General features: G+C 38.0%; 21 protein-coding genes. 15 read left to right on the top strand and 6 right to left on the bottom strand.

The genetic code is table 11. From position 1 onward, the window contains the following. The first annotated feature begins 76 nt into the window (after window positions 1-76). The 4 genes from ACZ5R4_RS12005 (at window position 77) to queE (ending at window position 3,884) form a co-directional block, all read left to right on the top strand. Window positions 77-1,417 carry an MATE family efflux transporter gene (locus ACZ5R4_RS12005; protein ID WP_464367357.1) on the top strand — a complete coding sequence of 447 codons (1,341 nt, stop codon included), beginning with the start codon at window positions 77-79 and terminating at the stop codon, window positions 1,415-1,417. 24 nt (window positions 1,418-1,441) lie between these two features. Further along, window positions 1,442-2,263, top strand: a complete 822-nt coding sequence (locus tag ACZ5R4_RS12000; RefSeq protein WP_109983239.1) for a MerR family transcriptional regulator — start codon at window positions 1,442-1,444, stop codon at window positions 2,261-2,263. Window positions 2,264-2,674: 411 nt separating this feature from the next. Next, window positions 2,675-3,160 (top strand): 6-carboxytetrahydropterin synthase QueD, encoded by a 486-nt coding sequence (gene queD / locus ACZ5R4_RS11995; RefSeq protein WP_054860038.1) that lies wholly within the window; start codon window positions 2,675-2,677, stop codon window positions 3,158-3,160. Next, complete coding sequence (queE, locus tag ACZ5R4_RS11990) at window positions 3,153-3,884, top strand: 7-carboxy-7-deazaguanine synthase QueE (protein ID WP_109983238.1); 732 nt, start codon at window positions 3,153-3,155, stop codon at window positions 3,882-3,884. The genes queD and queE overlap by 8 nt, the downstream gene beginning before the upstream one ends. A 16-nt stretch (window positions 3,885-3,900) precedes the next feature. On the opposite strand, the gene ACZ5R4_RS11985 is transcribed toward queE, so the two are convergent. Beyond that, a complete protein-coding gene (locus ACZ5R4_RS11985; RefSeq protein WP_054860040.1) occupies window positions 3,901-4,461 on the bottom strand; it encodes a hypothetical protein in 561 nt (186 codons plus the stop codon). 152 nt (window positions 4,462-4,613) lie between these two features. Here ACZ5R4_RS11985 and ACZ5R4_RS11980 point away from each other — a divergent pair, with 152 nt between their 5' ends. The 9 genes from ACZ5R4_RS11980 (at window position 4,614) to ACZ5R4_RS11940 (ending at window position 16,072) form a co-directional block, all read left to right on the top strand. Next, window positions 4,614-5,072 (top strand): MarR family winged helix-turn-helix transcriptional regulator, encoded by a 459-nt coding sequence (locus tag ACZ5R4_RS11980; RefSeq protein ID WP_109983237.1) that lies wholly within the window; start codon window positions 4,614-4,616, stop codon window positions 5,070-5,072. Between the two features lie 123 nt (window positions 5,073-5,195). Beyond that, complete coding sequence (locus ACZ5R4_RS11975) at window positions 5,196-5,612, top strand: Rrf2 family transcriptional regulator (RefSeq protein ID WP_109983236.1); 417 nt, start codon at window positions 5,196-5,198, stop codon at window positions 5,610-5,612. 146 nt (window positions 5,613-5,758) lie between these two features. Then, the gene (locus tag ACZ5R4_RS11970) at window positions 5,759-6,658 is read left to right on the top strand and encodes an NAD(P)/FAD-dependent oxidoreductase (protein ID WP_277679408.1); all 900 of its coding nucleotides are present in this window, start codon (window positions 5,759-5,761) and stop codon (window positions 6,656-6,658) included. Window positions 6,659-6,678: 20 nt separating this feature from the next. Further along, window positions 6,679-7,242, top strand: coding sequence for a class I SAM-dependent methyltransferase (locus ACZ5R4_RS11965; RefSeq protein WP_054860042.1), 564 nt, complete (start codon window positions 6,679-6,681; stop codon window positions 7,240-7,242). Window positions 7,243-7,520: 278 nt separating this feature from the next. Continuing rightward, on the top strand, window positions 7,521-8,465 hold the full coding sequence (locus ACZ5R4_RS11960) for an L-lactate dehydrogenase (RefSeq protein WP_464367356.1): 945 nt from the start codon (window positions 7,521-7,523) through the stop codon (window positions 8,463-8,465). A 23-nt stretch (window positions 8,466-8,488) separates the two neighbouring features. After that, the gene (locus ACZ5R4_RS11955) at window positions 8,489-9,715 is read left to right on the top strand and encodes an MFS transporter (RefSeq protein WP_464367355.1); all 1,227 of its coding nucleotides are present in this window, start codon (window positions 8,489-8,491) and stop codon (window positions 9,713-9,715) included. A gap of 303 nt (window positions 9,716-10,018) precedes the next feature. Next, on the top strand, window positions 10,019-13,201 hold the full coding sequence (locus tag ACZ5R4_RS11950) for a pectinesterase family protein (RefSeq protein ID WP_464367354.1): 3,183 nt from the start codon (window positions 10,019-10,021) through the stop codon (window positions 13,199-13,201). 316 nt (window positions 13,202-13,517) lie between these two features. Then, on the top strand, window positions 13,518-15,449 hold the full coding sequence (locus tag ACZ5R4_RS11945; RefSeq protein ID WP_109983231.1) for a fructose-1,6-bisphosphatase: 1,932 nt from the start codon (window positions 13,518-13,520) through the stop codon (window positions 15,447-15,449). A 77-nt stretch (window positions 15,450-15,526) separates the two neighbouring features. Beyond that, a complete protein-coding gene (locus tag ACZ5R4_RS11940) occupies window positions 15,527-16,072 on the top strand; it encodes a DUF488 domain-containing protein (RefSeq protein ID WP_464367353.1) in 546 nt (181 codons plus the stop codon). A 40-nt stretch (window positions 16,073-16,112) separates the two neighbouring features. Here ACZ5R4_RS11940 and ACZ5R4_RS11935 read toward each other — a convergent pair whose 3' ends face one another. After that, entirely contained in the window at window positions 16,113-16,694 is a 582-nt protein-coding gene (locus ACZ5R4_RS11935; RefSeq protein WP_464367352.1) for a thioredoxin family protein, read from the bottom strand. Between the two features lie 198 nt (window positions 16,695-16,892). Here ACZ5R4_RS11935 and ACZ5R4_RS11930 point away from each other — a divergent pair, with 198 nt between their 5' ends. After that, window positions 16,893-17,837: an NADP-dependent oxidoreductase gene (locus ACZ5R4_RS11930; protein WP_464367351.1), complete on the top strand. Its 945-nt coding sequence runs from the start codon at window positions 16,893-16,895 to the stop codon at window positions 17,835-17,837. 74 nt (window positions 17,838-17,911) lie between these two features. On the opposite strand, the gene ACZ5R4_RS11925 is transcribed toward ACZ5R4_RS11930, so the two are convergent. The 4 genes from ACZ5R4_RS11925 to ACZ5R4_RS11910 are packed head-to-tail and all read right to left on the bottom strand — an operon-like array spanning window position 17,912 to window position 20,187. Beyond that, window positions 17,912-18,529, bottom strand: a complete 618-nt coding sequence (locus ACZ5R4_RS11925) for a DUF2306 domain-containing protein (protein WP_464367350.1) — start codon at window positions 18,527-18,529, stop codon at window positions 17,912-17,914. Between the two features lie 22 nt (window positions 18,530-18,551). Then, entirely contained in the window at window positions 18,552-18,986 is a 435-nt protein-coding gene (locus ACZ5R4_RS11920; protein WP_054860049.1) for a hypothetical protein, read from the bottom strand. A 13-nt stretch (window positions 18,987-18,999) separates the two neighbouring features. Further along, a complete protein-coding gene (locus ACZ5R4_RS11915) occupies window positions 19,000-19,980 on the bottom strand; it encodes a DJ-1/PfpI family protein (RefSeq protein ID WP_464367349.1) in 981 nt (326 codons plus the stop codon). Between the two features lie 18 nt (window positions 19,981-19,998). Then, window positions 19,999-20,187, bottom strand: coding sequence for an SHOCT domain-containing protein (locus ACZ5R4_RS11910; protein ID WP_464367348.1), 189 nt, complete (start codon window positions 20,185-20,187; stop codon window positions 19,999-20,001). 177 nt (window positions 20,188-20,364) lie between these two features. On the opposite strand from ACZ5R4_RS11910, the gene ACZ5R4_RS11905 reads away from it, so the two are divergent. Next, window positions 20,365-21,051 carry a response regulator transcription factor gene (locus ACZ5R4_RS11905; protein ID WP_109983461.1) on the top strand — a complete coding sequence of 229 codons (687 nt, stop codon included), beginning with the start codon at window positions 20,365-20,367 and terminating at the stop codon, window positions 21,049-21,051.

The following is a 21,051-nucleotide window of genomic DNA, read 5'->3' as shown; positions in this document are numbered from 1 at the left end:
ACTCTGCCCTTGACTATGGTGTCACTCCATACTTTAGGATATTCTATATCGCTTTAAAATATAGGAGATGACATACATGGTAGCAAGAGAATTAAATAAACCATACACACTGAAATCACTATTAGGATACGCTGCTCCTACAATTGCGGTAATGTTATTTGTTTCTATCTATACGATGGTTGATGGTATTTTTGTTGCAAGATATGTAAATGCAACAGCGTTGTCCGCAATTAATATTTTCCTACCGATTTATACAGTGATATTTGCCATTGCTTTAATGATTGGTACTGGAGGAAGTGCGATTATCGCTAAGAAAATGGGGGAAAACAAATATGAGGAAGCAAGGAGTAACTTTACCTTTATTGTACTATGTGGGATTTTCATTGGTCTACTAATCTCGGTTTTGGGATTAATATTTATTAGGCCATTGTTAGAATTTCTTGGAGCTGGATCAAGTGAACAGCTTTTTGAATATACGTTAACCTATGGGAAAATAATATTACTATTCAGTCCGTTTCTTATTGTACAGATGATGTTTGAAAACTTTTTTGTCACATCAGGAAAGCCAAAATTAAGTTTGGTCATTACCCTATTTGGTGGGATAGTCAATATTGTTTTAGATTACTTTTTTATTGTAATCTTAGACATGGAGATCAAAGGAGCTGCTATTGCAACGGTTATTGGAATAGTTATTCCATCATCTATAGGGATTGCGTACTTTATTTTATCGAAAAATAGAGGGTTATATTTTGTTAAGCCACGGATCGATGGTAAGGTTTTTCTGAACACTTGTCTTAATGGTTCATCTGAGATGGTAACGAATCTTTCTTCTTCTGTTGTAACGTTAGCTTTTAATCTTCTCATGCTACATTATATAGGAGTAGATGGAGTTGCTGCTGTAACAATAATGCTATACTTGATGATGTTTCTTACTCCAGTTTTCATGGGGTACTCAGTTGGAATAGCACCTATTATTAGCTATAAATATGGAAGCCAGCAAATTAATCAGTTACAATTTATAGTCAAGAAAAGCTTGTTTATTATCGGCATAAGCTCGTTTGCCATAGTTGGACTTTCCTATGTATTAGGACCAGTACTCATTGAGGTTATGGTTGGTAAAGGAAGTAATGTATATTCTATCGCAATAGATGGCTTTCGCATCTTTTGCATCAGTTTTTTATTTATGGGCTTGAATATTTTTACATCGATGTTATTTACGGCACTTTCGAATGGGAAAATATCAGCAATTATATCATTTCTAAGAACATTAGTATTTGTTCTAATTGGTTTACTGTTGCTCCCCTTAATCTTTGGGGTTAAGGGCATCTGGATAGCCATCCCATTAGCTGAATCTCTATCAATAATAGTTTGCATCTACTTTTTAATAAGAAAGAGAAAAGTGTATGATTACTTTTAAGAATTAAGAGAGGACAAGCGTTTTATGGACACAAATCCACAAATTCATTTAACGACTGGGCAGTTTGCGAAATTAATGAATGTAAGTAAGGATACTTTATTTTATTACGATAAAATTGGGATATTTTCACCAGAAATTATTACTTCAAACGGCTATCGGTATTATTCTGTTTATCAATCGGATGTTTTTAATGTAATTTCTACACTTAAAGAATTAGATATGCCACTGAAGGATATTAAAACATACCTTAATAACCGCTCCCCAGAAAAACTGATTCATTTACTGGAAGAGGAAGAGAAGGCACTTACGGTGAAAATTAATCAACTCGAAAAAATGAAGAAATTAGTAGTAGAAAAAATAAATATTACACAAGATGCAAGAGAAGTAAATACTTCCGAAATTACGATAGAATATAAAGAAATGGATGAATATATTGTTGTAACGGATTCAAAACCATTAACTAATGAAAAAAATATCTATGACTCTATACAGCGTCACTATAAGTATTTAGAAGAATTAAACATTTTAACATCCGTAACTGAGGGATGGATGATACATGTAAAGAATATTCTGAATGGAGAAAATGTTAAGTATGACTATCTTTATTCGAAAGTAGACCATTCTAATCATGCTAATTATAAAAAGGAAAAAGGACATTATTTGACCGCCTATCATGCTCAAGGATATACAAGGATTGAGCAAACCTATAATAAATTAGTAAAATATGCGAAAGATAATGATCTAGTCTTGAAAGGCTATTTTTATGAAGATATAATACTAGACGAGCTATCTGTAAAAGGATTTGATAAATATTTAATAAAACTTTCTGTGCAGGTACTTGAGTAATGTTATCAAATGGTAATAGGTAAGTATTTATTTACCTAGCCTTATACCATTATGAATAAATATGTTTGAGAATCATAAAATACCTCATTATTCAAGTAGGAAGCGGATCAGTTACTTATTACCGGGATTGGTTCGGTGAAAGAAAACACTAAAATTATTATTAATTCAAATAAAGCGGGCTAAAATACTTGGGGCAGTGATGAAAGTATTATCATTGCCCTTTATCTTTCATTCGAGTCTTCAACTACTTTAAGTCCTCACCATATCCCTCCCTTTAGTATAAATACATATTTATACTAAAATACCAATAAATATTCCGTGATTAGACTCCCGTGTTACAAGCATCTGAGAAATTTGATAAGATCATAGTGATCATTATTTTAAGCATAAGTAGAAGAAGGTGTAATAAACATGTCAGAACATCAAGAATTTAGAGTAGTAGAAGGTTTGCAGAAATATGAACGAGATATTTCCTATCATGAATTAAAATATCACCATAAGCGAGTTCTTGTCAGTAAAGAATTCACATTTGATGCCTCTCATCATCTCCATGCATATGAAGGGAAATGTAAGAACCTTCATGGGCACACCTATAAAGTGATCTTTGGTATTAGCGGATTTGTGAATGATATCGGAATTGTCATCGATTTTGGAGATATCAAGAAAATCTGGAAGAACGAGATAGAGATCCATTTAGATCACAGATACCTCAACGAAACCTTGCCAAAAATGAATACGACAGCAGAAAATATGGTCGTATGGTTATATGAAAAAATGGAGGAATCTATCAAATGTAAGGAATACGCTCTGTCCGAAGTTAGAGTGGAATTCGTCCGACTCTATGAAACTCCAACAAGTTATGCCGAAGTGAAAAGGGAGTGGATGGAGCATGAGTAAGATCCCTGTTTTAGAGATATTTGGCCCAACGATTCAAGGAGAGGGGATGGTCGTCGGAAGAAAGACGATGTTTGTTAGGACAGCTGGTTGTGACTACCAATGTTCCTGGTGTGACTCTGCCTTCACATGGGATGGCTCGGCTAAAGAGGAAATTCGCCAAATGACGGCTGATGAGATAATGGATGGGCTCCATCAGATTGGCAAGGATTGCTTTGATCATGTAACGATTTCAGGGGGGAACCCTGCACTTCTTGCTTCCATTGGTGAATTAGTAGCATTATTGAATCAGAAAGGGATAGAAATAGCTTTAGAAACCCAAGGGTCTAGATGGCAGGATTGGATGAAGGATATTGATGATTTAACGATTTCCCCTAAGCCGCCAAGCTCTGGTATGAAGACAAATTTTGAAATACTAGACCAAATCATTGAAAAACTAACCAATTCACAAAAATCCACTGGCTTATTAAGCTTAAAAATCGTAATCTTTGAGGAGGACGATTTTGAATATGCCATAGGTATTCATGAAAGATATAGAAATATACCCTTATTCCTTCAAGTAGGAAATGATGATACGATGTGTCAAAGTGATCAACAATTGGCTTTGATGCTATTAGAAAAATATGAGTGGTTAATAAATAAAACGACGTCTTCGTCCAAATTGAATAATGTACGTGTATTGCCTCAACTACATACTTTGGTTTGGGGAAACAAGAGAGGTTACTAGAGTGATAGGCTCTGCATTAGATTGCAGGGCCACTCCTAATCGGTTTAACTCCGCACATTTTAAGGATATAAACCATCGCTAAAGGAATAACACTCATATTTTTTAAAAAGAATAAATAGGCATCATGTGCGTGGCTATACTCATAAGCTTGTAAGCCGATCATTCCCATTAAAGGATCTAAGGTTTGGTTAACTATTAGGCTAATTAGAAAATTACCTAATCCAAATAATAAAACAACAAAAACAATGATTTGAGCGATAAATCTATAGGGCCAATTTCTTTTCACTTGAATAGTGCAGATTTCTACAAGGTTATCCCAGAAGCTTCTTTGCCTTAACCGTCGGAAGCTACTTTTTGACATAAGTCTAATCATCAATAGGATAAGGACAACTCGTGTTAATTCCACAATGATTTCTAACCAAATAGGTGTTTGGTCATTCCACATTTGATAAGTGCGGAATAATGCCGGTATGAGGGAGAGCGATAGTAGGGATAAATGACTGTAGAAGAATTGGAGAGATAATAAAAATGTTTTCAGCCCAGTTTTTCCATAGCGCCAAATCGTCGAAAGCTCCATCGAACCACTCCTTTTTATTTGTTAAGACTTTGCATAATTGATATCTTTCTATTTAATCGTATATAATCTTATTTAGACTAGATTGCCGAATATCTCTAAAATAAAGCATCTCTAATTTAGAGATAATTAAATCATAATGGGGAGTAGGTAAAATGTCAACAGTAAATCATCATTCGGAACAACAGGATTCTATGCATTTAGGAAAAGAGTTCAGTTTGGCTTTAATTATGTTTCACCAAACTGCAGCAGAAAAAGTCGGCTTAAATTTAACAGACTATAAAGTTTTAGGTTTAATACCATCAGAAGGAATGACTGCCGGTGAGATAGCTTCGAAAACTGGCTTATCAACAGGAATGGTAACAACCGTTGTCGACCGACTTGCAAGGAAAGGTTTTGTTTTTAGAGAAAGGCCTACAGAGGATCGAAGAAAAGTTATCATTAAAGCAAATGTCAAAAAAGTAGGTTCAGAATTAGGAGCGGTTTTTCAATCATTTGGACAGGAAATGGGGAAAGTGGTTGCTAATTACAGCCCGGAAGAGATAAAAGTGATTAATGATTATATCGAGAAAAGTATGGAAGTTTTTAAACAAGAGATAGAGAAAATGAAGTAAAAATTAGTGTGGTTGTTTATGCAATGGTAAGATAAACAAATTGTTTGCCTTTTATTTGATGTTTCTTTATAATCTATTACAGACATTAAAGGTCTATAATAGATTTTTATAGGAGAATGCGTGATGAAATATTCAAGAGCAACAAATTATGCGTTACACACCATGGTATATTTGACGTTAACCGAGAAGAGGGAGTCCGTTGGAGTAGAGCAATTGGCTAAAATCCAAAACCTTTCCCCAACCTACCTCTCTAAGATATTAACGAAGCTTGTCAAAGCAGGTCTGATTGAATCAACCCCAGGTGTTAAGGGAGGATACCGTATTGTAAGAAACTATCAGGAAATTTCCTTCCTTGATGTGATCTATGCGATAGAAGGGAAAACCACCTTATTTAGCTGTTCATTGGATCATGAGGAACAAAGAAATGAAGATTGCCTCATTGAAAGGGAAATGATTAATGCAGAGAAAAAGATGAAAGATCAATTAGACAAGACGTATATTATCAATATTGCGAAAAAAATGGAAGAGACAAGCAAATAAAAAAGGTGATGCATCATCACTATCCCCTTATCAATACGCTAACCATTAGTGGGGAGAATGCAACACTCCACTGATGGCAATCTCCCTTTAATCCAATTATAGATATTAAGAGTCTTTAATGTATTTTATTTAAGGAGGTAATAGAAATGCTGTATGATTGTATCATTATTGGTGGTGGCCCAGCTGGTTTAAATGCTGCGTTAGTTTTAGGAAGAGCAAGAAAGAAGGTTATCTTATTTGATGAGGACAAGCCTAGAAATGCTGTCACAAATGAATCTCATGGTTTTATAACAAGAGATGGAATCAAGCCTTCAGAATTTAAACAATTGGCAGTACAGGATTTAAAGAAATACCCCAACATATCTATTCATAAAGAGCGAGTGAAGGATATGAAGAAGGAGGGTCTGTCTTTTCAAATTCAAACAGATAACGGGCAATCCTTTTACGCAAGAAAGGTAATTTTGTCGACAGGACTTAGAGATGGCATGCCAAATATAGAAGGTATTCACCATTTTTATGGAAAGAGCGTCTTCACCTGTCCATTTTGTGATGGTTGGGAATTAAGAGATCGCCCATTAGTAGTCATTTCAGAAGACGAACGAATCTTTCATTATACGAAAATGATCTTCAATTGGAGTAAGGATTTGGTTGTTTGTACAAACGGAAAAAATCACTTTACTGATGAACAAAGACAATTATTAGCAAAAAATGAGATAAAAGTGATAGAGGATGGAATTAAGAGTTTACAAGGAGAAAATGGACAGCTGCAAAGGGTTATCTTTCAAAATGGGCAAGAAATCGAAAGAGAAGGGGGCTTTGTTGCAACAAGGCTCGAGCAAGCATCAACATTAGGACAGACGATAGGTTGTGAGATCAATGAGATGGGTGGCATCCAAACAGATAAGGTCGGACGCACGAACATAGAAGGAGTCTATGCATGTGGTGACCTATCTTTACAAGCGCCTCCTCAACTAATTACTGCTGCTGCTCAGGGCAGTATAGCGGCAAGTACGATAGTGGGAGACCTTGTAAATGAGGATTTTTAAAGAAAAGGGAGGAAGACAGGATGGAAGGAAAAAAGCATTTTATGAAAAAGGTTGAATTTCTCGAAAATCCGGAAAAAAGAGGAGGTATATTGCCAGAAGAGCTTTTAGATATGCTACCTATTCAACAAACTGATACTTTTTTAGACCTTGGTGCAGGGACAGGATATTTGACAATTCCAGCAGCTAAGAGGGTAAAAGGGTCTGTGTTTGCACTGGATATAGATGACCAAATGCTAGCATTGATCCATTCCAAAGCAAAAAAAGAGCATCTCACCAACATTCAAACAATTAATAGCCGAATCGAAGATATTTCATTACCAAGCCATTCTATTGATTTCTCGATAGCTTCTTTAGTACTTCATGAAATTGAGCCATTATCTGAATCACTTCAGCAAATTAAGCGAGTGCTTAAATCAGGTGGATATTTTGTCTGTGTAGAATTCGAAAAAAAGGACAGCCCTGCTCCTCATCATCCGAGAATTTCCTCCACCATGATGGAAGAAAAAATACGAAATACTGGACTCGAAGTAATAGAAAGATATCCGAAAGAAGAAATCTACATTATCGTTGCGCAAAAGCCTTAACATGAAAGAGAGGGTAGAGCTATCCTCTCTTTATTATTTATTGTGAATATAATCACAATAAATGTTAATTATATTCCTACTATCACATCACTTAAAACACGATAAATGTAAGTGTTTACTAATAAAATGCTTATAATCAAAAAAACAAAGTTCACAAATTTCTCACAAATATTGTGAAATATTTCACAAATAACATGTTATACTAATGTTGTAGAAAATAATTCATTTTTGGCCATTATGATCATGATAGAAGATTTGACTGAAGGGAGAAATTCATTATGTTTAACGAAAAAATCAATCGTGTCGTCTTAATTGGTGCTGGAGCAGTAGGCTGTAGCTATGCTTATTCAATGATTAATCAAGGGGTAGCGGAGGAGTTAGTTCTTATTGATGTTAATGAAGCAAAAGCAGAAGGGGAAGTAAGAGACCTCAATCATGGCATGGCCTTCTCTCCTTCTCCATTAAAGGTTTGGAATGGGAGCTATAAGGATTGCAAGGATGCCGATCTCGTTGTGATCACGGCAGGCTTAGCCCAAAAGCCAGGGGAAACTCGCCTGCAATTAGTCGAAAAAAACACGAGGATTTTTAAGAAAATCGTCCAAAATGTCATGGGAAATGGATTTGATGGGATCTTTCTAGTCGCCACAAATCCTGTGGATATTTTAACTTACGTCACGTGGAAGGAATCTGGACTTTCTAAAGAGCGGGTCATCGGATCTGGAACCGTACTAGATTCTGCTCGTCTTCGCTTCAGTCTTGGAGAGTATTTCAATGTTGATACGAGAAATGTTCATGCCTATATTATTGGTGAACATGGAGATACAGAATTACCAGTATGGAGCAGTGCCATGATAGGTGCTGAAAGATTAGAAACAATGATTGCAAGGAGAGAGGAAAATCAAGCTTGCTTAGACGAAATCTTTACGAATGTACGTGATGCGGCATATCACATTATTGAACGAAAAGGAGCCACGAACTACGGGATCGGGATGTCCCTTATGCGCATCACCAAAGCGATTTTGCACAATGAGAATTCTATCTTAACTGTATCTGCTTATCTAGACGGAGAATACGGTCAAAAGGATGTATATATAGGTGTCCCTGCTGTTATTAATCGAAGTGGGATTCGAGAAGTGATGGAGATTGAGCTAAGCGATAAGGAAAGAGAACAATTGGAGCACTCTACAGCTGTATTAAAGGAGACCATCGCACCACTAGAATAGTAAAAAGTTAGAAGGGTGAAGAAATGAAAATGAAGAAAAATGCCCGAAATGGTTATTTTATGATGGCTGTATTATGGCTAGCCTATGTGACATTTGCAATGAATTGGGTAGCGGGGTCTTCTTTAACCCCGCAAATTACCCAAACTTTTTTTAATGGCCCAGTTGATCCGCTGATAGCTGAGTTAGTCAATTATTCCATCACAACCGCTCGTGTTTTTGCCAATATATTAGCAGCTGTCGTCTTAATGAAATTAGGTCCAAAAAAAGCTGCAGGCATAGCGATTGCTTTGTTGACGATGGGGCTTGTTGCTATTTATTTGCCAAACTATTGGGCTTATACCATTGCTAGAATGATAATGGCTGTAGGTGGATCCATGGTTATCATTTATATGAATCCAGTAGTAGCACACTATATTACTAACCCGAAAACAAAGCTCCGTATCAATGCAGCAAATACGGTTGCTTATAATGCGGGTGCCTTTATCGTGGCGATGTTATTTACTCTATTTTCCAATCAAATGATTGCGAATTGGCGCCTTACACTTACCTTTTTTGCCTCACTAACACTCGTATTTTTTATTGGTTGGCTAATCAAGGCAGAAAACTTTGAAACAAAAGAGGCATTCCAAGGCGACAGCTATGGATATAAAGATGCACTGAAGGATAGTTTTATTTGGCGTTATGGCTTAGCCTTTGCTGCGTTTTTAACCTTATATGTTTCCTCTCTTGTAAGCTTTAAAACGATTTTTGATCAATATACATTATTAAATGGCTCTCTTACGAACCTATTAATCTCTGGTTTTGGAATAATGGGGACATTTGCTGGAATCCGAATTGGAAATAAAGATATCGAGAGAAAACCGGTGCTTGCTATTTGTGGAGTTGTCATGGTTGGTGCATTCGGCTTGGCATTAATGCTAGCGAATAGTGTACCAGTACTAGCCTATATCTTAATTGCTGGATCCGGGTTTGCGATGTATATTCAGTATCCAATTTTTTTAAACCTTCCCCATGAATTAGCGGGGGTGACGCCACAGAAATTAACGATTATGTTCGGTCTGTTTTGGGCATTAGCCTATGCAGGACAGACAATTGCTACGATTATTTGGAGCTTTCTTTTAGGCCATGCGGGCTACGCACCTGCTATGATTTTCTTTATCGCGGTAGCTAGTCTTTATATTGTTTTAGTGGCTACCTTCCCAGAAACGAAGAAAAAGGTAGAGGTACTAGCCATGGAAAAAGCAGTGTAGTGCCAAGGATGATGGGTGCCCACCCTATTTCGCGCTGAGCACCCAATTTACCGTCTTGAACTCACATTTCATTTTGTGAGCTTACATAATATTGGGCTGAGCTCACCATTTAATAACAGGACCGCACAATATAAGAATAGGATATCACAATAATGTTACCACCACATATCCCTCTCACCTGTCTAATAAAAATGTAATCGTTATCACTGTAATAGCCTAAAAAATGTAATGTTCCCCTTGTTAAAATGAGGATTAGGAGGTGGCATATTAACCTAAAGCCCCCCTAGAAATGGAGGAATATAGATGAAAAAAATTTGGTTATGTCTTTTGGTTTTTGTATTAGTACTATCCTCTATACCATTTACAGCATGGGCAACCCCATCACAAGACCCACCTTTTATCGATGATCACTTTGAAGACCTAGATTTGAATAAAGCACCAGAGGATTATCAGATTGGACCAGACCCACAAAATGATATAAATAACGTGATGGTCGCGGAGGTGCCGCCAACCTCAATCGGCAATGATTCCAAGAAGGCAATGAAGCTACATGATGAAGGTGGGACAAATGTGACAGCACAGAAAGTTTTTCAGCAACAAAATGGTACGATAATTACAGAATTTGATTTTATGCAGCCAAGGATGGCAGGGACCTCCAAGTTTTTTCAACTAAAAAATGCTGAAGGGAATAAAACAGCTCTATCCTTAGAATTACGAAAGCCGGCTGGTGAAGAGGAGTATACCTTTGTTTATTCCGATAATGGTGCCTATGTAAAATTAACCGATCCCCCTATAGATCATCAGTGGTATCATTTCAAAATTATCGCTAATACCGTTACGTCAACAATAGATATATACATAGATGGGGAGCTTGTAGCAGGGGAGGTTGCTTTTTTAGATGACTTTTCAGAAGACGGGATTGCGCGGATTGCTTCTGCAACTCCTGGCAGTGGGGGAGGCCATCTTTATTTTGACAATATAAAAGTGTACCCTGCTCCCACCACTGCACCCGAAGGATTGAGAGCTATTAGTGGTAATGAGAAAGTACAGCTGTTTTGGGAGGTAAGTGATGGTGCGCTTTCCTATAATGTAAAACGGCGGGAAGTAAGTGAAGAGGCCTTTGTGACCATTGCATCCAATATTAACGATACAACGTACGTTGATACCGAACTTGTCAATGGGACAACCTATTATTATGTGGTTACGAGTAATGGGGAAAAGGGAGAGAGTGAATTTTCAGAAGAAATCGAGGTTACACCTACAGATACACCAGAGTTACCTGGGACTCCAGAAAATATAACAAGTGTGGCTAGAGACACCCAAGTCAATCTTCAGTGGGAGCCTGTCGAAAATGCCAATTCGTATGTTCTAAGGCGGGCAACTAAGCCTAGTGGTCCTTATCAAGTGATTAATGAGAAAATTACGAAAACAAGTTATACAGACACAGGCTTAGTCAATGGTAGGACGTATTATTATGTTCTATCTGCCAAACACATTGGTGGGGAAAGCCTCCCTTCCGAAGAATTAGCCGTTACTCCAATCAATTCCCTATCAATGCCTGTAGATGTAACAGCAAAAGAAAAGGATCGTAGCGTGGCATTGAGCTGGGAAGCAGTAGAAGGTGCTACAGTATATGAGGTGAAACGGAAAGATAGTGATCAGGGTACTTTTCAATTGCTGAAAACGGTGAAGGGTACCACCTATGAAGATAAGGAATTAGTTAATGGTAAACCTTATTATTATGTCATCACTGCGAAAAATAAAGCAACACAAAGCCTAGAGAGTCAAGCGATTGCAGTAAAACCAAAAGCAGATGATGGGAAACCTAACATGCCAAAGCAAGTAAATATCCATAATATCGGAGATGGGGAGCTTCAATTGAATTGGCAGGCAGTAGAAAATGCGGATTATTATATCGTAAAGCGTCGTGACGCCTCTGATCAACCATATACCATTGTGGGTGAGGAACTGACAGAGCCAGTTTTCACAGACAAATCTTTACAAAATGGCAAGGAGTATGATTATGTCATTCATGCGGTGAATGAATCTGGGATTGGTTATTCCTCGATTCAAGTGAAGGGAACAGCGGCCGAAGTTATCAAGGTAGCAAAGGATGGCTCTGGTGACTATCAGACCGTTCAGGCAGCGATTGATGCCGTACCAGATCACAATCGATCACGTATCGTCATCCAAATTGGAGCAGGTGTTTATCGCGAAAAGATTAAGATTCCTAACAAAAAGACGAATATTAGCTTAATTGGTCAAGGTAATGGACCAGAGGATACCATATTAATTTATGATGACAATGCGAAAACAATCGGACCAGATGGCGAGGAAATTGGTACCTCAGATAGTTATAGTGTATTAGTACAAGCCGATGACTTTATCGCAGAAAATCTAACAATAGAAAATGATTCAGGAAATGATACGGCCCAAGCAGTCGCCCTGTCAGCAAGGGGGGACCGTCAGATTTATCGAAATGTCCGATTAATAGGATGGCAGGACACCTTATTGGCAACAGACGATGTCAGACAATATTACGTCGATAGTTATATTTCAGGCGATGTCGATTTTATTTTCGGTGACGCCACTGCCGTGTTTGATCATTCTATCATCCATAGTCGCGATGCTGGTTATGTCACAGCAGCTTCTACGAAGAAGACGAACATTGGCTATGTTTTCTATAACAGTAAATTAACCGCAGAGGAAGGCATGATTGATAGTGTCGAATTAGGTAGACCTTGGCGTCCTTATTCAAATGTTGTTTATATCCAGACATGGATGGGTGAGCATATTAAACCACACGGGTGGAATAACTGGGGTAATAGCGAGAATGAATCAACAGCAAGATATGGTGAGTTCGCTAACAGTGGTCCTAGTGGAGAGGCGATGGAGCGTTATTCATGGACGAAACAGCTGACATTAGAGGAAGCTATGGCATATATGCCTGAAAAGGTGCTAGCAGGGGATGATAACTGGAACCCAGTGGAAAAAGAGATTCTTCTCGATAGTAATGCGATACTCTCTAGCCTAACATTAGATGGAAAATCCCTAGAAAACTTTGATCCAAACCAAAAAGAGTATGTCGTGACATTACCTGCAAATGAAGATCTACCAGCTATTGCCGCAGAAGCCATGAGTGAAAAGAGTATTGTCACTATTTCGCAAGAAGGAACAGAAGCAAAGATAGAAGTTACCGCAGAGGATGGACTGAAACAAATCTATCACATTCAGTTTGTTACCGCTGATGACTTTGGCATAGTCTTGGAAGAATTAATTTCATCAGGAGAGATAAGACACCCATTAGCCAAGCAGCTAACCAATGCCTACAAGCTATATCAGTATCATGATGAAAAAGGAGCAGAGCAACAGGCGACAAAATTTCTTCAAAAATTCAAAGCACAAATGGAGAAAAAGCCAGCTCTAATCTCTGATCAAGCCTATCAAACGTTAAAGCAAATCATTCTCAAGTTAATCCAAAAATAAAGAAACATTCACGGAGCCAGTTTAATCTAGCTCCGTGTTCTTATAGGAACTAACCCCACAATCTAATCACCTGAATCCGCAATACCTCTAAATGATGACACCTCATCCTCTATATAACTCACCTTCCTTCACTCGACTACACCATTACTAATAGAATACATAAAATAGAATTAAACACACATTAAATAGACGAATAACCTACAATTACATTAAATATGATGCACTTTTTAAAAATAAATCTAGATATATGTTGCATTTATTGTTACAATATAACATAAATTGTACAAGATAAGTGCTGAAGGGAGTTCGAATCACATTGCATGCAAAATATTTAGATCTATTAGCGGAAAAATACGACTGTGAGGAAAAAGTCGTTACGGAAATTATAAATTTAGAAGCAATTCTTGATTTGCCGAAGGGAACAGAACATTTTGTTAGTGACCTCCATGGAGAGTTTCATGCCTTTCAACATGTGCTCAGAAACGGTTCAGGTAAAGTCAAAGAGAAGATTCATGATATTTTCAAAGGCACGATGACAGAACAACAAATTAACGATTTCGCCACATTAGTTTATTACCCAGAAGCAAAACTAAAACAAATCCGAAACACCTTTTCAAATGAGGTGGAGCTAAATGCGTGGTATCAACAAACGATTTATGACATGATCACACTTCTTCCGTATGCTTCATCCAAATATACGAGATCAAAGCTGCGAAAAGCATTGCCAGAGCAATTTGTTTATGTGATCGAGGAATTATTATATAAATCTGATAAATATTCTAATAAAAAAACATACTATGAAAAAATTATGCAACAGATTATTACCCTTAGACAGTCAGAAAAATTGATTATCGGCTTAGCGTATACCATTCAGCGACTCATTGTGGATCACCTACATGTTGTAGGAGATATTTATGATCGTGGCCCAGACCCTGATAAAATCATGGATACATTGATTAACTACCACTCCTTAGATATCCAATGGGGAAACCATGACGTACTTTGGCTAGGCGCATATGCTGGATCGAAGGTATGTCTGGCAAATATTATTCGTATTTGTGCTCGCTATGATAATCTCGACATTATTGAAGATGCTTATGGCATTAATCTTCGCCCACTCCTTAATTTAGCGGAGAAATATTACGAGGACAATCCAGCATTTCGTCCAAAGGAGCATAAAGATAAGCCATTGTCTGAGCATGAAGCTTTACAGATCACAAAAATTCACCAAGCGATGGCGATGATTCAATTTAAACTAGAGAGCCCGATTATCAAACGTCGACCCTTTTTTAATATGGAGGATCGTTTAGTACTGGAGAAAATTGATTATAAAAAAAAGGAAATCACGATCTATGGGAAGACATATCCACTAGAAAATACATGCTTTCGGACGATTAATCCAGCTAATCCGGCACAATTGCTACCGGAAGAAGAAGAGGTGATCGATAAGTTATTAGTCTCTGTTCAACATTCTGAGAAATTAGCCCGCCATATGAAGTTTTTAATGAAAAAAGGTAGTCTTTATCTGAGATATAATGGAAACCTACTAATCCATGGCTGTATTCCAGTTAATGAGGACGGGGAAATGGAACAGATGGAGATCGAAGGAGAGGTATATAAAGGTCGGGCCTTATTAGATCAATTTGAAGAATATTTGCGTTATGCCTTTACTCATCGTGGCCTATCCGATGATTTAGCGACAGATATGGTTTGGTATTTATGGACAGGGGAGTATTCGTCTTTATTTGGGAAGCGGGCAATGACGACCTTCGAGCGTTATTTTATAAAGGATAAAGCTTCCCATAAGGAGGATAAAAACCCCTATTATTATTTGCGAGAAAGTGAAGAGATTTGCCGTAAAATGCTAGAAGAGTTTGAACTCGATCCTGATCAAGGGCATATCATCAATGGACATACACCAGTAAAAGAAATTGAAGGGGAGAACCCGATCAAGGCAAATGGCAAAATGATCGTAATTGATGGCGGCTTTTCGAAGGCCTATCAATCGACAACGGGCATTGCAGGATACACGCTTTTATACAATTCATTTGGCATGCAGCTCGTAGCACACCAGCAGTTTAATTCAAAGGAAGAAGTAATCCAAAATGGAGCCGACGTCCTTTCGGTGAAGCGTGTAGTGGATAAGGAGCTAGAGCGAAAAAAGGTCCGTGAAACAAATGTAGGCAAGGAATTACAAGAAGAGATCGGTCGCTTAAAACAATTAATGGAATATCGCTATATGCAATAAAAATGGGGAGCGCTAATCGCTCTCCTTTTTAAATGGTGAAGAAAACGGGTATAGGGGGATAGAAAGGAGTCTCACCAATGGATATTTATACGATTGGTCATTCCACACACACAAGGGAGCATTTTCTCGAAATGCTTGGTGAAGCGAATATTGAATTTGTGGCAGATGTCCGCGCCATTCCTGCTAGTCGTAAGCACCCTCAGTACACAAAGGATAACATGAGAAAATGGCTACAGAATGCCGGAATAGACTATCATCATTTTCCGTTGCTTGGTGGAAGACGGTCTCGATCAGGAATAATAGGAGAAAGCCTCAATGCAGGTTGGCGAAATCAATCTCTTCATCATTATGCTGATTATACATTAGGTGATGAATTCAAACGAGGTTTAACGCAACTTCTACGAACGGCAAAAAAGTGTCAGCTTGCTTATCTATGCTCGGAAAGACATCCAGCCCGATGTCACCGATTAATAATTAGTAACTGTTTGCAGGCAAATGGCTGGAATGTGTATCATCTGATGGATAATTCAAATGGTCGAACAGAAATCATAGCACATGAACTTGGCAGATGGGGAGCAAATCCAATCATAGAAGAGGATGGAACAGTCGTCTATCCAAAATAGAACCAGATACCCTCTATCAAGGTACCTGGTGAATGAAAATCTAGACTAGATCACAGGCCTCTCTTGGCATCCAATGAGCATCTTTTCCATCCCATTTCACATTACAGCCTAAAGGATTGGTTAACGGGGTTGTAATACGTTTACCAGCTAAGTGCTCACTAAGCACATTTTCTAAATCATTCACGGTCGCCTTTTCTGACTGTCGCGGGTTGTCGAGACCTCTTCCTGTGTAGATCAATTCTCGGTTTTGATTAAACACGAAAAAGTGTGGAGTTCTTAATGCTCCATATGCTTTTGCGATTTCTTGTGTGGAATCATGTAAGTAGATCCAAGGGAATTGATTTTCCTCCATGCGCTTCACCATGTCTTCAAAGGAATCATCAGGATTGGTGTTTGCACTATTGGAGTTAATGGCAACAAAGGATACACCATTTTTTGCAAATTTCTCCGCTGTTGCCCTTGTCACTTCATCTGATCCGATTACAAATGGACAATGATTACATGTGAAGAAGACAACTAAAACCTGAGCATCATGAAAATCTGACAAGCTGTATGATCTCCCGTTTGTGGCAGGAAGCTTGAAATCTGGTGCCTTTTGCCCTAATTCTAACGTAAATGCCATTAAAAATCCCCTCCCATTGTACTGTATATGAAAAATATACCAGATTATCAGAAAAGGAACAATAGCTTATGTTGGGGCTCATGAATCCAATTACATTGGCCATACTAACATTAATAAGCCGATTATTTGTTTTTTATAACGACAGGTTTGATAATAGTATTTGCAAGACTTGAATGTAATGAGAAGGAGTGGATGGGGTTGAAAACAAAAGCGGTGATCATAAAACAATATGGTAGTAAAGAGGTGCTAGAGGAAGGTTCCATAGACTTACCTGAGCTAGGAAATCATCAAGTGCTAGTTCGAGAAAAGGCCACTTCCATTAACCCGATAGACTGGAAGCTTCGAGAAGGTTATCTGAAGCAAATGTTTGATTGGGAATTCCCGATTATTCTTGGTTGGGATGTCGCTGGAATCATCGAAGCGGTTGGATCTGAGGTAACAGAATGGAAGGTGGGGGATGAGGTATTTGCTCGTCCTGACACGACGCGTTTTGGAACCTATGCCGAGCATACCATTGTCGATGAACATTTGTTAGCTAAAAAGCCTGCTAATGTTTCCTTTGAGGATGCTGCAGCAGTTCCATTAGCTGGTTTAACTGCTTACCAAGGTTTATTTGATCATGGTTCCTTACAAAAAGGAGAAAAAGTGTTAATCCATGCTGGGGCTGGTGGTGTCGGTACCTATGCGATTCAATTAGCAAAGGATGCTGGTGCTTATGTTTACACAACAGCGAGTGAAAAAAATCATGAGCTGCTAAAATCTTTAGGAGCGGATGAAGTAATTGATTACCGAAAAACAGATTTTCAAACTGTTTTAAAGGATATAGATTTGGTACTAGATACGATGGGTGGAGAAGTACAGCATAACAGCTTTGAGGTTCTTAAAGAGGGAAGCGGACGTTTAATTTCCGTTTTAAATGAACCAGATCAAGACAAGGCAAAGCAAAAGAATGTTACGGCAAAAAGTATTTGGCTTCAGCCTGACGGTCAACAGCTTAGTATCCTAGCTAAATTATTAGAGGAAAACCGGATGAAAAGTGTTGTTGGCAGTACATTCCCACTCTCCCAAAAAGGGCTATATGATGCACACGCCTTGAGTGAAACCCATCATGCCGTTGGTAAAATCGTAATTACGATTGATTAACAGTCTTATAAGAAATAAGCTCTATCATTCAAGGTAGAGCTTATTTCATGATTAGCTATTTTTACAAAGGAAAACTAGGAGCTAAACACTTTCTTTCTAATGATTATTTCAGCGATAGCTAGGTTGAGCACCCAGCATAGCCAGACCGCAATTGTATATGAAAGGCTATAAGGAAGGTTAAGTGCGTTATGCGAAATTGCTACCAAAATATAGATGGTTATATTGGCAAATGAAAGAAAGAAACTTCGAAGTATCCATTGCCTATGTAAATTGATTTTCTTCCTTCTAATCGCCACATATCCAAGGATAGTTATTCCGAGCCATAATGTATTTAAAATAAGAAAGCCTAGCGTACTTGGCCACCCCCCTGTTGCAAAAAAACTAACATAGACACCTGGTAGGAAATTGAAAAGAATAGATAAAACATAGATTCGACCATTCCAGCGATGGAAACGGATTGATTGTATCCGAATTTGTTTGATCACTCCTAGTGGCCCAGTCAAAAGCGAAATAATCGCAAGAATAATATGGATACGAATCATGATTATCCATAAGGATTCATTCGATAGTATTTGATCCTTCCTGGCAATAAACTTTACAAATTGAGGGTCTACAATAAAATTCTTTGATAATGTATGAAATATCCACATGAGTGGAATAAGGAGAATCAGTATTCGAATAGATTTGTTCATAAGCAAGCTTCCTCCATAAAAGTTAGAAAAATAGGTGACGATTTGTCATCAAAAATAATGCAGCAACAATGGTTAAAAAGGTCAACCAACTATAGCAGATTAGTGGAGTTCGATATGTCAATAAAAGCTTCTCAGGCTGTTTAGTAAGAATAACCTTTTTTAGCTTAGCATGTATTATTCCTATCATGGCACCAATAAGGACAAGTAGTAGGATGGATGTCACAACCCATATGACAGACGGGTAGGGTGGATACCCTATAACCATCCAGCCACCAGTTAGGAGCAAAAAGGCTAAAGCATAATGTCCAACTCGAGTGAAGGCGAGAGTGGTTTTTAATCCGATTCTTAATTCATTGCCTGTAAGAGTATATAGCCACCTCAATATTATTGGAAGGCAAAGAAAGCTACCGAGGAGTAAGGCGCTAAGTACATGAGCAAATATTAAAAGTAAATACATGACGACCGTCCTCTCACAAACGATGTCCTGCTAATTTAGATGAGGGAAGCATACCGGCCTTTGCTTCCCCATGCATCTCATGACCATTGACTGAAACAGTACATTTTAGTGTAAGACGCATTGGCTTCGTTACTTTCATAGACCATCTTAATTGACTTCCATCCAACACAAGATTATCTAAGATGATCGAATCCCCTCCTTGTGTTGCTTTACCTGCTAGTTGTCCTTCTTTCATATATAGATTAAATAATACAGATTGGTTACCTACTGGGGTTGCAATCGTGGTATCCCATTTTCCAATAAAACGCTTTATTTCATTAAGCTGGATAGTCGTATCGATTACTTTTTCAGATTCTACTTGCTTACTTTCTTTAAGTTTTTCTCCTTCTTTTTTCCAAACTGTGCCTCTACGTTCATATTCAAACAATTGTTCTACAGCGAGTGCAATTTGTGGCCCTAGCTCTCGTTCCACAAGGTACAAAGCCACATCTAATCCTGATGTAACTCCACCTCCAGTTACTAAGTCGCCATCGTCTACGACACGAGCTTTTACGGCAATCGTGTTTGTTGCGGTTAAAAGATCCATTCCCATATGATGTGTAACGGCATGGCGACCCTCTAATAAACCATTCATGGATAAAATAAGTGAACCACCACAAACGGTAGTAATCAAAATATCTGGTGTCATCAACGCTTTTTTCAGAAGGCTGCTTAAATCTGTGTCAGCTGCTTTCTTTAATCTAGCAGGAATTTCATCCATTGTTCCGGAAGCTCCAGGAATAAGGATAAGTCCTTTGCGCGTTAAATCAAGCTTACTACTCGCTTGAAGGGTGATCTGATTTGATCCACTTAATACTGTACGCTCTCCTTCAGCAGATACAAGCTGTAGGTCAATGTCCTTTTTGGAGAACATGGCAGCAGCTTCAAACACTTCGAATGGTGCAATTACATCGAGTAAATCAAATCCATCAAATAATACAATTTGAATATTCATCGTCTTCCCTCCCGAATATTACTTTTTAATGAGATTTATCAGTCTTTGATACTCTGCTTCTTCCAATTGCCCTTTAGCTAACCGCTTTTTAAGTTCTAAGGTAGTATTTTGGTCAGTACGATAACGTTTTTGAATTTCAAAAACTCGAATAGCTACAAAACAGAAAAGCGTAAGACAGAATAAAAAACCATATGGAAAGAAATCCATTGAATAACCTCCTTTAGTTAATGATCATCTGAACCACATGGAAAGAATAACAATAAAATGTCTCAAATGAGGGTACAAAAATATCACAAAATCATCACAATACAACCTACTGAATTTGTTGCTTATTGCAAAAATGATAAACTTAAGATAAATGAAGTGGAGAGGGTAGGAACGATGATGGAGAAATTAGATACCGTTCTGGTCGTAGATGATGATGAAAGTATTGTGGCGCTATTAAGAGACTTTTTGGAGAATGCGTCCTTTTATGTGAAAACTGCTTTTAACACCGACGAGGCATTAGCTGTGTTTCATCAGAGTGTTGTTGATTGTATGATCCTTGATATCATGATGCCAGGTCAGAGTGGTTTTGATTTATGTAGGGAGATCCGGGAACAAAGTAATATCCCTATTCTTTTCCTAAGTGCTCGAAGTGACGATGTGGACAAAATTCGCGGCTTGGCACTTGGTGGGGATGATTATATAGTCAAAACAGCTTCGCCAGGGGAGATTGTTGCAAGGGTGAAGGCGGTTTTACGGCGATCTGGCTATAGAAAGGAACAGAAAAAGAAGGTTTTATCATATGGGTCGCTTCATTTGGATATGGCCTCGAGAGAAGTATTACTGGATGGTGAGAATATCATGCTCACACCTAAGGAATATGAGTTACTAAAATTATTTGCCGAACATCCCAATTACGTTTTTACTTATGATCAATTACTTGAAAAATTTTGGGACGGGGTCGGTGATAAACATACAGTTCGTGTTCATCTAAGCCGTCTTCGTGAGAAGATAGAGCTTGATCCAAATGATCCAAAATTCATTGTCAATGTATGGGGTGTTGGCTATCGATTTAAAGGAGAATAA

The organism is Gracilibacillus sp. JCM 18860 (assembly GCF_055395245.1).
Note: the sequence above shows the minus strand (reverse complement) of the source record. Positions and strands in the feature narration are given on the sequence as shown.

Bases quoted from the DNA above. Each gene is read 5' to 3' on its own strand.
- ACZ5R4_RS12005 (WP_464367357.1), top strand. From the start codon at position 77: ATGGTAGCAAGAGAATTAAATAAACCATACACACTGAAATCACTATTA.
- ACZ5R4_RS12000 (WP_109983239.1), top strand. From the start codon at position 1,442: ATGGACACAAATCCACAAATTCATTTAACGACTGGGCAGTTTGCGAAA.
- queD (WP_054860038.1), top strand. From the start codon at position 2,675: ATGTCAGAACATCAAGAATTTAGAGTAGTAGAAGGTTTGCAGAAATAT.
- queE (WP_109983238.1), top strand. From the start codon at position 3,153: ATGAGTAAGATCCCTGTTTTAGAGATATTTGGCCCAACGATTCAAGGA.
- ACZ5R4_RS11985 (WP_054860040.1), bottom strand. From the start codon at position 4,461: ATGGAGCTTTCGACGATTTGGCGCTATGGAAAAACTGGGCTGAAAACA.
- ACZ5R4_RS11980 (WP_109983237.1), top strand. From the start codon at position 4,614: ATGTCAACAGTAAATCATCATTCGGAACAACAGGATTCTATGCATTTA.
- ACZ5R4_RS11975 (WP_109983236.1), top strand. From the start codon at position 5,196: ATGAAATATTCAAGAGCAACAAATTATGCGTTACACACCATGGTATAT.
- ACZ5R4_RS11970 (WP_277679408.1), top strand. From the start codon at position 5,759: ATGCTGTATGATTGTATCATTATTGGTGGTGGCCCAGCTGGTTTAAAT.
- ACZ5R4_RS11965 (WP_054860042.1), top strand. From the start codon at position 6,679: ATGGAAGGAAAAAAGCATTTTATGAAAAAGGTTGAATTTCTCGAAAAT.
- ACZ5R4_RS11960 (WP_464367356.1), top strand. From the start codon at position 7,521: ATGTTTAACGAAAAAATCAATCGTGTCGTCTTAATTGGTGCTGGAGCA.
- ACZ5R4_RS11955 (WP_464367355.1), top strand. From the start codon at position 8,489: ATGAAAATGAAGAAAAATGCCCGAAATGGTTATTTTATGATGGCTGTA.
- ACZ5R4_RS11950 (WP_464367354.1), top strand. From the start codon at position 10,019: ATGAAAAAAATTTGGTTATGTCTTTTGGTTTTTGTATTAGTACTATCC.
- ACZ5R4_RS11940 (WP_464367353.1), top strand. From the start codon at position 15,527: ATGGATATTTATACGATTGGTCATTCCACACACACAAGGGAGCATTTT.
- ACZ5R4_RS11935 (WP_464367352.1), bottom strand. From the start codon at position 16,694: ATGGCATTTACGTTAGAATTAGGGCAAAAGGCACCAGATTTCAAGCTT.
- ACZ5R4_RS11925 (WP_464367350.1), bottom strand. From the start codon at position 18,529: ATGAACAAATCTATTCGAATACTGATTCTCCTTATTCCACTCATGTGG.
- ACZ5R4_RS11920 (WP_054860049.1), bottom strand. From the start codon at position 18,986: ATGTATTTACTTTTAATATTTGCTCATGTACTTAGCGCCTTACTCCTC.
- ACZ5R4_RS11915 (WP_464367349.1), bottom strand. From the start codon at position 19,980: ATGAATATTCAAATTGTATTATTTGATGGATTTGATTTACTCGATGTA.
- ACZ5R4_RS11910 (WP_464367348.1), bottom strand. From the start codon at position 20,187: ATGGATTTCTTTCCATATGGTTTTTTATTCTGTCTTACGCTTTTCTGT.
- ACZ5R4_RS11905 (WP_109983461.1), top strand. From the start codon at position 20,365: ATGGAGAAATTAGATACCGTTCTGGTCGTAGATGATGATGAAAGTATT.